Source organism: Chryseobacterium nepalense (assembly GCF_023195755.1).
Classification (GTDB): Bacteria; Bacteroidota; Bacteroidia; order Flavobacteriales; family Weeksellaceae; genus Chryseobacterium; species Chryseobacterium nepalense.
In genome coordinates this window covers 1,026,937-1,039,421 of record NZ_CP096203.1, presented here as the reverse complement: position 1 = coordinate 1,039,421, position 12,485 = coordinate 1,026,937, and the positions used below count along the sequence as shown (strand labels likewise).

Below are 12,485 nucleotides of genomic sequence, written 5' to 3'. Positions count from 1 at the left end.
ACATTTAAACATTTCCAATAGTTAATCTGCCTTAGATAAGACATTTTCATGGATAACGGTTTCTTTTTTGTATCAATACCGGTAACCAAATTACAGAGATATGGCAAATACCGGAAAACAATCTATTACACTAAAAGTAAATGGAGAGGAACATCATCTGGATGTACTTCCCTGGGTATCACTTCTTGATGCTCTCAGAGAGAATCTGCATTTTACCGGAACAAAAAAAGGCTGCGACCACGGACAGTGTGGAGCGTGTACCGTTTTAATTGATGGTAAAAGAGTTCTAAGCTGTCTGAGTCTATGTGTGATGAAGGCTGATGCTGAAATTACAACGATAGAGGGCATTTCAGATGGTGAGAATCTACATCCTGTACAACAGGCTTTCATTGATCATGATGCTTTTCAGTGTGGATACTGTACTCCGGGACAGATCTGCAGTGCCATCGGATTATTAAATGAAAACAAAGCGAATACCCGCGAAGAAATTCAGGATCTGATGAGTGGAAATCTTTGCAGATGTGGTGCCAACAGAGGAATTATTAACGCTGTATTATCAGTAAAACAAGGTGCTTATGAATAATTTTTCCTATACAAAAGCGTACAGTGTTGATGAGGCAGTTTCACTGACCAATGTAAACGAAGACAACAAAATCATTGCCGGAGGTACCAATATTATCGATCTGATGAAATATTTTGTTACTGAGGCAGAAACTTTAGTTGATATTAATAAAATTGAGGGAATAGGTGATATTGTTGAACTTGATAAAGGTGGAATTCTTATCGGCGCTTTAATGACCAATGCGGATACAGCCTACCATCCACTTATTGAAGAAAAATATCCGTTGCTTTCAAAAGCAATTCTGGCAGGAGCTTCGGCGCAGATCAGAAATATGGCGACCAACGGTGGAAATTTATTACAGCGCACCAGATGTTATTATTTTTACGATATAAATACTCCCTGCAATAAAAGAACTCCCGGATCCGGATGTTCTGCAATTAAAGGATACAACCGTATTCATGCTATTTTAGGCCACAGTGAAAACTGTATTGCTGTTTTTCCTTCGGATATGTGTGTTGCGCTTGCTGCTTTGGATGCAGTTGTTCATATATCGGGACCAGATGGAGACCGGAAATTACAATTTTCAGATTTTCACAGACTTCCGGGAGATACTCCAAACATAGACAATAATCTGAAAAAAGGGGAAGTCATCACAGGAATTGAACTGCCAGAGAAAGGATTTTCAAAGAATTATTCCTATCTGAAATTAAGGGACCGAAGTTCTTATGCATTTGCACTGGTTTCTGTTGCGACAGGTCTGGAACTTGAAAATGGAATGATTAAAGAAGCGAGAATTGCGTTGGGCGGCGTTTCACACAAACCGTGGCGTGTACAAGAAGCTGAAGAATTTTTAAAGGACAAAGTGGCAAATGCTGAAAGTTTTGCTGCCGCTGCAGATATTATTTTACAGGGAGCGGTAGGTTTTGAACATAACAGCTTTAAAATTAATCTGGCTAAAAAAGCGATCGTGAGAAACTGTATGATGGCAATCGATCCGACCTCTCAGAGACCTGGAGCAAAACCTTCTTTATAATTTACTATTAATGCTAATTAAAATTTTATGGAAAATACACCGTCTGTCGGACAACCAATAAGTCGTCTGGAAGGTCATCTGAAAGTGACAGGAAAAGCAAAGTATGCCGCGGAATATGATGCTCCCGATTTATTATATGGATATATCGTAAACAGCACGATCACGAAAGGTAAAATTAAAGCCATTGATACATCAGAAATAACAAAAATGAAAGGCGTTGTTGAGGTTTTTACTCACGATAACAGACCTTCGACGGCCTGGTTTGATTTTCAGTATGCCGATATGGATGCTCCTCCGGGAATTGTTTTTAAACCGCTTAAAGATAATGAGATTAAATACAATGGTCAGCCAATCGCTTTGGTCGTAGCAGAAACTTTTGAGTTAGCACGTTTTGCTGCAGCAAAAATAAAAGTCGTCTATGAAGAAGAAAAATTTGAAACAGATCTTAAAACGAATTTGGATAAAGCAAGAGATCCTAAGAAAGGGTTGGCATCGCTGCTGAAACCTCCTCCGCCAAAACCTACCGGTGATTTTGAAAAAGAATATAAAAATTCATTTGTAAAAACGGACAGTCATTTCAGTCATGGCACCGAGCATCACAATCCTATGGAAATGTATGCTTCTACCGTAATTTACGAAGGAAAAGATAAACTCACCATCTACGATAAAACCCAGGGAACCATCAATTCCCAAATGTATGTTGCCAATGTTTTCGGGCTGAAGATGAAGAACGTTCAGGTGATTTCACCGTTTGTTGGTGGTGGTTTTGGTTCTGGTCTTCGTCCGCAACAGCAGCTTTTTATGGCAGTAATGGCATCATTGGCTTTAAAACGGAATGTTCGTGTAACCTTGGATCGTTCGCAGATGTACATGATAGGACACCGGCCTCCAACGTTGCAGCATACAAAATTTGGGGCTGATAAAGAAGGTAAAGTGAATGCGATTTATCACAAAGCAATCGGAGAAACGTCGAGGTTTGAAGATTATGTGGAAATTGTTGTTAACTGGGCCAATATGCTGTATCCCGCAGAAAATACATTGCTGGAACATGAGATTGTTCCACTAGATGTTTACAGTCCGCTTGACATGAGGGCTCCCGGCGGAAGTACCGGAATGCACGCTATCGAAGTAACAATGGACGAAATTGCTTACCAGTTAAATATAGATCCGCTGGAATTAAGGCTTATCAATTATTCGGAAATTGATAAAAGCAGCGATAAGGAATATTCCAGTAAGGAACTCAGAAAATGTTATCTGGAAGGTGCGGAAAAATTCGGATGGAAGGAAAGAAATCCTGAACCCCGAAGTATGAAGCGTGGAAATAAGCTCGTCGGTTACGGAATGGCTACCGGAATCTGGGATGCCAACCGTATTTTGGGACGCGCGGAAGCAATCATGACTGCTGATGGAAAAGTTGAAATAAAAAGTGCCGTTACCGATATCGGAACCGGTACGAAAACGATCATGACCCAGATTGCAGCCGATGAACTTGGTCTTCCGGTTGAAAATATTACATTTTCATATGCCGACAGTAAAATGCCTTTTGCGCCTATCCAAGGTGGATCGTTTACTACTGCAACAGTGGGACCTGCCGTACAGAATGCCTGTCAGGCTTTAAATAAAAAACTTTTTAAAAAAGCTAAAGAATTAAACGGATCAGTATTAAAAAATATCAAGTTTAAAGATGTTATTTTTAAAAACGGTATTATCTCGGTAAAAGATCAGCCTGAAATACAGATTGATATTAAAGAAATTTTAAAAGCAAACGAGGGTAAAGCTATTCGAACGACTAATTCTGCGATGCCCAATCCATTAACTTACGGAAAAAAAGCAAGAGCTGTCCACAGTGCAGTTTTCGTTGAAGTAGAAGTGGATGAAGAACTTGGCGTTATTGAAGTGAAAAGAGCCGTCACAGCGGTTGCAGCCGGTAAAATTATCAATCCTAAAACAGCGGAAAGTCAGGTTTTGGGAGGGATGATTTGGGGAATCAGCAAGGCATTGCACGAAGAAACCATACTCGATCATCAATTCGGAAGATATATGAACGCCAATCTTGGGGAATATCATATTCCTGTACATGCAGATATTCATGACCTGGAAGTGATCTTTGTAGAAGAAAATGATTCATTTGTGAATGACCTGGGAGTAAAAGGAGTGGGAGAAATCGGTGGAGTAGGAATGCCTCCTGCTATTACAAATGCTATCTTCCATGCAACAGGAAAAAGAATATATGACCTTCCTATTCATTTTGACAAGTTGATGTAATTAACACCAAGACTATTGCTAAACGGCAAATAAGGAAGCTTGTTGAATGCAGATCTCAACTAAATTTAGTACAAAAATATCCCGGCTTATGCCGGGATATTTTAGAATTTAATTTAAGAATACTTTTAGTCACCTTTTTTGTGGTGATGAGGTTTAAGTTCTTTTTTATTCTTTGGAGTTTCCTTGTTATCTCTTTGGCGCTGATCTAACTTATCCGTTGATTCTGCAACTTTTTTCGGTCCTGGTTTAATTCCCATAACAATTAAATTTAAAGGTTAATGTAATAATATAAATCATTCATAATTAGTGCCAAATGCAATTTGTATTGAAATTTTTACTTCAATTTGATGGAGTATGGTGCAGTACAACATAATCCCATGGCTCCAAATCAATAATCAGGGTATCATCTACAATCTGTTCTTTTCCTGAGAAAAGATTTTCATAGGATCCTTTATCAAAAGATGTATCAAACTGTGCGAGTACATGATCTTTGCTCAGATTAATAAATGTAAGTACTTTATGGCCGTTTTTCTCTCTGACAAATGAAATGATCTGGTCCATCTTATCATTCATAATTCTTACGATTTCACCTCCAAAACGGCCATTCCACAATGCCTGATTGCGGTGCTTCAGATCAAAAATCGTAGCATAAAGTTGTGCATTGTCATGCGTTTGCCAATTGATGGGATCTTTTTCAAAAAATTCCAGTGAACGGTCAAGTCCGGCTTCCTGACCATTGTAAACCAAAGGAATACCATCCATCATAAAAGTAAAGACGGTGGCTGCCTGTAAAGCATCTCCAAAATTACCGGAAGGTGTCCCCTCCCAGGAATTTTTATCGTGATTATCAATAAAGTTCATTCTTAAAGCCTCCTTGGGAAATACGGATACATGCTCTGCAAGATAGGCCTCAGTTAACGTTTTAACACTGTAATGATTAAGAGCAATCTGATGCAGGATATTCCATAAAGTCCAGTTATAAGTGGCATCAAATGCTTTCCTGTGCAAATCCCGGTCTTCACCTTCAGCCAGCATAAAAACAGGTTTTAAGGTGTCCAGCTCTGATCTTACATTTTCCCAGAAATCAAGGGGCACGAAACTCGCAATGTCACAACGATAGCCGTCAATATCAAATTCGCTGATCCAGTATTTCAAAGCGTCAGTCATATACCGGCGCAGCTCAGGATGGCTGTAATCTAATTCAATGATATCGTCATAGTCACGCCATCTTGTAGACTGAAAAGTATTTTTTCTCGACCTTGTGTACCATTCTGGATGCTCTGCAACCAGGGTGTTGTCCCAGCTTGTATGATTGGCTACCCAATCCAGAATCACAAACATCCCTTCATCATGGATCTTCTTTACCAGGCTTTTGAAATCTTCTTCAGTTCCGAATTCAGGATTAACCTCAAAATAATTTTTAACAGAATAGTAGCTTCCTAAGCTTCCTTTACGATGAAGTTCCCCGATGGGGTGTATCGGCATCAGCCAGATGATATCAATCCCCAGCTTTTTAAGCCTTGGTAGTTGTTCTTCTATCGCTTTAAAATTACCTTCTTCAGAAAACTGTCTTATATTGAGTTCATAAAGTGTTGCATTTTTCACCCATTCCGACGTGGAAATTTCAACATAGGATCTGGGCTGGTACCGGCGATCTGAAATATGTTTCATAAGAATATTATTAATAATCAATCAATGCTGTATCGAATATCATACCTATCAGGCATAAAATCAGTAGATTTAGCAAAAAAATAAATAGGGTATCTGCAAGAAACTGATGTAAAAGCATATTTTTATTGCTTTTGCTTTCGATAAAGGTTTAATGTTTGTATGGTTAAATCAAACCAATTCTAAAATATTAAGTTATGATACCAAAGAAAATACACTACTGCTGGTTTGGAGGGCATCCTAAAGACGAGCTGGCCGAACATTGCATCGCTACCTGGAAAAAAATTCACCCGGATTATGAAATTATCGAGTGGAATGAAAGTAATGCCCCTCTGGATGATAATAATTATGTGAAGGAAGCATTTGCCAAAAAAAAATGGGCTTTTGTTTCAGATTATGTAAGATCTAAAGTGATGTACGAACATGGTGGGGTGTATATGGATACCGACATGGAACTGAAGCTGCCTTTGGATGAATTTTTGAATGAAAAAGCAGTATGCGGTTTTGAGGTTAAAGGAGTACCGTATTCTGCTTTCTGGATGGCCGAACCAAAACATCAGTTATCTAAAGATTTTGTAGACTATTACAATAAACAAGAAGGTTTTGAAGAACGTATAAATACTGATATTTTCTCAGAAATGCTTGAAAAAAAGTATGGTGCGGATCGCTATAGTGACACCGTTCAGAAGCTAAAACATGATGTGACCTTATATCCATCGATTTATTTTTCACAAGATCTGCCTAAAAATTATGTAAGCCATCATTTCAATGGTTCCTGGTTTGGTGGTGATTCAGAAAATACCCATAAAAAAATGGTTAATGTATACGGTCTTTTGGAACGGATTACCACATATCCGGGAGCATCCAAAGCCGTAAAAAGTATTCTGGATGAGCACAAAATAATTAACGTAGATGATCTACTTGACCTGATTCCTATAGAACATATAGCGGCTTATGTTAAAAAAAATGCTTTTAGTAATAAAGAGTAAAACAAATTTTAATGATTATGTGAGAGGAGTCAGTCGATTTTCTTATTACATAAATGAAGAGGCTATGAAAATCCGGAGAATTTCTTCGGATTTTTAGATGTATCTGATAATCAAACTGGAGAATTAATTTTTAAAAATAATGATGAGTTTTTTCTGTAGGTGTTCTGAACAATTATCAATTGATTTTCAAAAATATTAATTCTCTGATTCTTTAATATATGCTTATTATTTTGGCGTATATTATGATAAATTGTTAAATTAAATTAGTTATATAAGAATTTATTTTTTTTACTTTACCATAAAGAATTTTTAATGCCGAAAAAAATCATAAGAAATCTCCGGATTGGAGTAGCACTTTCCTTATTACTGCTGATTGCAGGCTCTGTTGCATCTTTTATTAGCATACAAAAGCAAATGGAAAACAGGGAAAGTTTATTGAAAAGTAAAGAGTCAATAAGTTTAGTTAAAGATGTTTTAAATTCTCTTTTAAATACGGAAACAGGTATCCGTGGATATCAGCTTACAGGGCAGAAAAATTTTCTTGAGCCTCTGGATAAAGGGATGAAACAATATGCTGTGCTTATTTCTACTATAAACGATTTAAATATTAGAGATAAACACCAGCTTAAGCTTCTGAATGAGCTGATGCGCACTTCAGATATAATGATGAAAGCAAATGCATTGTTCATTGAAAGACGCAAAAACGGAATAATAATGACCCCAAAAGAACTCGTTCAGAACAAGACAGCTATGGACCAATGCCGTACGCTGGTTGGGGAATTTGTAAAATATGAAGAAATGCAGCTTGCTGTAAAGGATAATGATCTGAACAGCTCTTCTCAATCCACTGTTTTGTTTATTATTTTTTCTGCTGTTGCAGCCATTGCGGTAACAATATTCTTTTATATACAGCTAAAAGCCGACCTTATCCGTAGGGATAAATTAGAAAATGATCTTTCTTACACAAAAGAAATTCTTGAGCAGACAAGCTCCGTTGCCCAGGTAGGAGGCTGGGAAGTCAATATGAAAACAGGAACTGTTTTCTGGTCCCAGAGTACAAAAGAAATTCATAAAGTCGGAAATGATTTTCAGCCTGATTTTGAAAATGCGGTCAGCTTCTTCAAAGATGATAGCCTGGACAGAATGAAATTCCTCTTTAACAGAGCTATGACTGAAGGAGTTCCTTTTGATGAAGAATTACAGCTTGTTCGCAATGACGGAGTTACGATCTGGGTAAGGGTACAAGGGCTCCCGGAATTTGAGGGTGAGGTCTGCAGCAGGGTTTTCGGGATCATCCAGGATATTGATGCATTCAAAAAAATGTTTCTGGAAGTGACCAGAAAAGAAGCGATGATGCAGTCGTTTGTGACGGATGTTCCGATTCCTTTGGCCATGTTTGATAAGGACCTTAATTATGTTTCCGTGAGCACCGAATGGAGAGAGGAATTCAATATGAATGATGTGGATCTTATCGGAAACAGCTTGTTTGCCATATCACAGGATGTTCCGGAGGAAAGAAAAGAAATATACCAAAATGCTTTATTGGGTAAAACATATACTAATGGAGATTTTGCCCTTAAAATACCAGGTAAAGATGAAATTCAGCATTATGATCTGAAGGTGGGACCTTGGTATCTTACTGAAGATGAAGTGGGGGGTATCATTATTTCGGTACAAAATATAACAAATGCAATATTGATTAATGAGGAACTGAGAAATGCGAAGGAAGTGGCCGATATGGCCAGTAAGGCGAAATCTGAATTTCTTGCCAATATGAGCCACGAGATCCGTACGCCACTCAACGGGGTGATCGGATTTTCCGATCTTCTTCTCAGAACACCGCTGAATGAAATTCAGACCCAATATCTTAATTACATTAATGAATCGGGGGAAAACCTGCTCAACATTATCAATGATATTTTAGATTTTTCCAAGATAGAATCCGGAAAATTGGAGCTGTTGATTGAGAAAAGCGATGTGTATGACATGGTGAGCCAGGTCATCAATGTGATCCTTTATCAGTCGCAGAAAAAAAATATCGAACTTCTCCTGAATATCGAGCCGGGACTACCGAAAACGCTTCTGATCGATGAATCCAGATTAAAACAGATTCTGATCAATTTGCTTGGAAACGCCGTTAAGTTTACGGAAAAAGGAGAGATTGAGCTGAAAGTGGAGAAGCTCCGCATGGATGATAAAAATATTTCACTGCGGTTTTCTGTAAGGGATACGGGAATTGGTATTCCGGTTGAAAAGCAGAAATATATTTTTAATGCATTTACCCAGGAAAACAGTTCGATCAGCAAACGATATGGCGGAACGGGGCTTGGACTTACCATTTCAAACAATATTCTGAAATATATGGGAAGTCATTTGTCGCTGATCAGTGCGCCAGATAGAGGTTCTGTATTTTTCTTTGATATAAAAATGCCTTATGAAATCTCCGAATCCAGGGAAGAGGAAGATATGACGATAAAAAGAGCATTGGTGGTAGATGATAACGAAAGCAACAGGATTATTCTTGATCATATGCTTGGTTATAAAAATATTGAGACTACGCTGGCTGCCAACGGAATGGAAGCGCTGGAAATCCTCATGAAAGGTGAAAAGTTCGATGTGATTCTCATGGATTACCATATGCCACTCATGTCCGGACTGGAAACTATTGATAAAATCAGGGAGCTTTTCCAACAGAGAAAGGATAGTCTTCCTATTATAATACTTTCCTCTTCTTCGGAAGAATTAGAAGTAATTACGTCAATCAGGGAAAAGGAAAATGCCTTTTTGCTGGTGAAACCTATTAAATCTGATGATTTATACAAAACGCTGCGAAAGGTGGCCCGGAATAATACATTAGAAATTATTATTGAACATCAGGATGAGAAAAATTCCTATTCATTTGTATCAGAACTTGAAGTTCTTCTGGTAGATGATAATCCAGTGAACATGGTACTGAATAACAGAATAATGAAATCCATTACTCCTGATGCACATCTTACGGAAGCCGTAAACGGGCTGGAAGCCTTGGAATTGTGTCAGAAAAAACAATTCTCCATTATTCTTATGGATGTCCAGATGCCGGTAATGAACGGTATTGAAGCCACGAAACAGATCCGCATGCTTCCGGATTACACCGGTGTGCCGATTATTGGCGTTACCGCAGGAAATGTACTGGGTGAAAAAGAAAAATGCCTGGAAGCCGGAATGACTGACTTTCTTCCCAAGCCTCTCAGACAGGCAGATCTTCAGGAAATGCTTACAAAATATATCGGTGTTAACGGGAATAATAACACGGATGCTCTTGTTGTTGATGATCAAAATCAGTCAGAAATGAATACGGAACAGTATATTAATCTCAATATGCTAAATGAGCAGATTGGAGATGATGAAGATTTCAAAGAAGTTTTTCTCAATTTGCTGATCCAGGAACTTTCTCATGCGGAAAAAAATATAGAAAAGGCAGCCCAGGAAAAAGATATTGCAGAAACCAGAATGATCCTTCACAAACTTAAAGGAACTGCAGGCAGTGCCGGGCTTTTCAAGCTTTCTGAGTGTGCTCTGAAATGGGAGAAGATGGGAGAAGATGGAATGGATTTTTATACCATGAGCAATGAAATACATCAGGACATAAAAATAGGATTAGATATTGTTAAAGATTTAATGAAATAGAATTTTACCGGAATTTTTCTTTGTAGGAATTCCGGTATATATTTACAGACAGATACTTAGCTGGAAGGTTTTGTCACTCAATCGGTAAAACGAATGCAAATGTGGTACCTTCCATCTTTGAACTCTGGACCTCTATTGTACCGTTATGAAGATCAATAATTTCTTTACAAAGGTAAAGCCCTATACCAAATCCCGATGTCGTTCTGCTATTAATGTCTTTTACACGGTAATAACGTTCAAAAATTCGTTGCTGATCTTCTTCGGAGATTCCGATTCCGTGATCGGTAACAGTAACTTGTAAGCTATTTTGGCCGATGGCTGCATATTCAATAATGACCGATGTATTGACAGGTGAGTATTTTATAGCGTTTCCGATAAGGTTATGGATAACCTGCGATATTTTGTCGCGGTCTGCATTGATTAATGTTTGACCGGAAGCTCTGAAAATAAAGCTGCGGCTATGGTTGGTGGAAAGAATCTCATGTTCAATTTCTGCGAATAATGACTGAAAATCGAAGACTGTTTTTTCAATGTGCATTTGTCCGGAATCGAGTCTTGATACATTAAGAAAACCATTGATCATATTGTTCATATAATCCACTTGCTTTACAGATTTTTCCAGCATAATTTGATGTCTGGAATTTTCCTCGTTTGCTTTCGTTCTTTGCAACAGCTGAAGGTAAGCTTTCAATGAGGTGAGTGGTGTTTTAAGTTCATGGCTCACCATTCCCATAAAATCATCTTTTCGCTGTTCTTCTTTCTTCTGTTCCGTAATATCTCTAAGCGTACCGTTAAGGCTTAAAGGATTGTCCTGTGAGTCATAAAAAACTCTTCCGTTCGCCTGTAGCAGCCTTATTTTTTTATCGGTGTTATTTTGTATTCGGTACTCAATAAAATAATGGCCGTCAGATTCTTTACTGAGAGCATTGGTGATAGCATTAATAACCCTGTTTCTATCTTCAGGCAGAATGACCTGTAATGCAATAGATAAGTCTAAATTTTCTTCTGATGACAATCCAAACCAATTATTAAGTAAGGAATTTCCGGAAAAGAGGTTGGTTGCGGGTTGATAATAGAAAGTGGCAAGTGCTCCGGCGTCAATGGCAAGAGCAAGCATTTGCTGATCATTCTGACTTTTGCGGCGCTCTAAAACCTGCTGAGTAATTTCTTCGAGAATGATAAGAACTCCGGAAATAGTTCCTTCAGAAAATATAGGCTGATATATGGAATTGACAATAGCTTCTCTTAAGCCATCATTGTGCCGTAATCTGACTGTAAATTCATTATTTATCTTAGGTTTTCCACTATTGTAAACTTCTCTGAGCCATTTGTTAACGGGTTGTCCCTGTAGTTCGGGGCGGGCTTTCTCATGGGGAAAGCCAACAAGTTCCGACTCCTTGCGGCCCCAAATGCTAAGGATGGCAGGATTGGCAATTTCAATGATGTGGTCTGGTCCCTTCAGCATTGCAATTCCAACAGGAGCCTGTTCAATAATCGTTCGTATGTACTCCCTGCTGTGTGCAAGTTGTTTTATAGAATCACTGAGTTCTTCATTAGTGGAAGTCAGCTCTTCAAGGGTAGCAGCCATTTCCTCATTGAGTGCATGTTCTCTTTCTTCTTTCTCTCGTATCTGCTGTAAAAATTCACGGCGCGAAGTTACATTAAGTGCTGTATTAAGTATGCACCATGTTTTATTGTTTTGATCAGTAAGTGCTTTGTATTCATAATCAAAATAATCGAGCATTTCCTGTCCGTTTTTGATCAGTTTTGCAGGAGCCTCCGATATAGAGTAGGTTTTACCGGAACGCCAGACTTGCTGTAATAATCCCAAAAAGGGCTGTCCCTCCAACTCCGGAATCGCCTCCATTAAGGGTTTACCGATTGCAGACGAATCTTTTCCCCATAAAGCCAGCATGCCTTCATTTGCAAAGCGGATGATCATATTTTCACCTGAATATATGGCAGTTGGTGCAGGAGAGGAGGCCAGTGCCTGTATGATTAAATCAGGACTGAAAATATTATCTGTTGAATGTTCAGGAGTCATAAATATAACAAAGATAGGTAAAAGTAAGTCTATTACAACTGCAACTTTTGTTCCTTTTCTCATCATGTTAATATAAGAAACGACATGTTTTGTCGTTAATGGATTATAGTTTTGCAAATGATATTTATAATAAGGGGAAATATTTTATCTGATCAAATTCATAATAAATTGATATTGTAGTTTTTCCCCAGCTTGTATAAAATAAGTATTTTTGCGGCGATTTAAAATTAATAATCAACACAACTCGAAATAAAC

8 protein-coding genes are annotated in these 12,485 nt (G+C 38.1%); 5 read left to right on the top strand and 3 right to left on the bottom strand.

Annotated features, from left to right (window positions below; translation table 11 throughout):
• The first annotated feature begins 100 nt into the window (after positions 1–100).
• Genes M0D58_RS04420 through M0D58_RS04410 form a run of 3 tightly spaced genes read left to right on the top strand, consistent with a single transcriptional unit; the run spans position 101 to position 3,860 of the window.
• Positions 101–583: a (2Fe-2S)-binding protein gene (locus M0D58_RS04420; RefSeq protein ID WP_248393788.1), complete on the top strand. Its 483-nt coding sequence runs from the start codon at positions 101–103 to the stop codon at positions 581–583.
• Positions 576–1,595: an FAD binding domain-containing protein gene (locus tag M0D58_RS04415; RefSeq protein ID WP_248393787.1), complete on the top strand. Its 1,020-nt coding sequence runs from the start codon at positions 576–578 to the stop codon at positions 1,593–1,595. The genes M0D58_RS04420 and M0D58_RS04415 overlap by 8 nt, the downstream gene beginning before the upstream one ends.
• A gap of 27 nt (positions 1,596–1,622) precedes the next feature.
• Positions 1,623–3,860, top strand: coding sequence for a xanthine dehydrogenase family protein molybdopterin-binding subunit (locus M0D58_RS04410; protein ID WP_248393786.1), 2,238 nt, complete (start codon positions 1,623–1,625; stop codon positions 3,858–3,860).
• A 125-nt stretch (positions 3,861–3,985) separates the two neighbouring features.
• Here M0D58_RS04410 and M0D58_RS18105 read toward each other — a convergent pair whose 3' ends face one another.
• Entirely contained in the window at positions 3,986–4,117 is a 132-nt protein-coding gene (locus tag M0D58_RS18105) for a hypothetical protein (RefSeq protein WP_262484279.1), read from the bottom strand.
• Positions 4,118–4,199: 82 nt separating this feature from the next.
• Complete coding sequence (locus M0D58_RS04405; protein ID WP_248393785.1) at positions 4,200–5,531, bottom strand: alpha-amylase family glycosyl hydrolase; 1,332 nt, start codon at positions 5,529–5,531, stop codon at positions 4,200–4,202.
• Between the two features lie 194 nt (positions 5,532–5,725).
• On the opposite strand from M0D58_RS04405, the gene M0D58_RS04400 reads away from it, so the two are divergent.
• A complete protein-coding gene (locus tag M0D58_RS04400; protein WP_248393784.1) occupies positions 5,726–6,517 on the top strand; it encodes a glycosyltransferase family 32 protein in 792 nt (263 codons plus the stop codon).
• Positions 6,518–6,829: 312 nt separating this feature from the next.
• Entirely contained in the window at positions 6,830–10,186 is a 3,357-nt protein-coding gene (locus M0D58_RS04395) for a response regulator (protein ID WP_248393783.1), read from the top strand.
• Between the two features lie 73 nt (positions 10,187–10,259).
• On the opposite strand, the gene M0D58_RS04390 is transcribed toward M0D58_RS04395, so the two are convergent.
• A complete protein-coding gene (locus M0D58_RS04390; RefSeq protein WP_248393782.1) occupies positions 10,260–12,347 on the bottom strand; it encodes a PAS domain-containing sensor histidine kinase in 2,088 nt (695 codons plus the stop codon).
• Positions 12,348–12,485 lie beyond the last annotated feature (138 nt).

Excerpts from the sequence above, each read along its gene's own strand:
- M0D58_RS04420 (WP_248393788.1), top strand. The coding sequence starts at position 101 with ATGGCAAATACCGGAAAACAATCTATTACACTAAAAGTAAATGGAGAG.
- M0D58_RS04415 (WP_248393787.1), top strand. The coding sequence starts at position 576 with ATGAATAATTTTTCCTATACAAAAGCGTACAGTGTTGATGAGGCAGTT.
- M0D58_RS04410 (WP_248393786.1), top strand. The coding sequence starts at position 1,623 with ATGGAAAATACACCGTCTGTCGGACAACCAATAAGTCGTCTGGAAGGT.
- M0D58_RS18105 (WP_262484279.1), bottom strand. The coding sequence starts at position 4,117 with ATGGGAATTAAACCAGGACCGAAAAAAGTTGCAGAATCAACGGATAAG.
- M0D58_RS04405 (WP_248393785.1), bottom strand. The coding sequence starts at position 5,531 with ATGAAACATATTTCAGATCGCCGGTACCAGCCCAGATCCTATGTTGAA.
- M0D58_RS04400 (WP_248393784.1), top strand. The coding sequence starts at position 5,726 with ATGATACCAAAGAAAATACACTACTGCTGGTTTGGAGGGCATCCTAAA.
- M0D58_RS04395 (WP_248393783.1), top strand. The coding sequence starts at position 6,830 with ATGCCGAAAAAAATCATAAGAAATCTCCGGATTGGAGTAGCACTTTCC.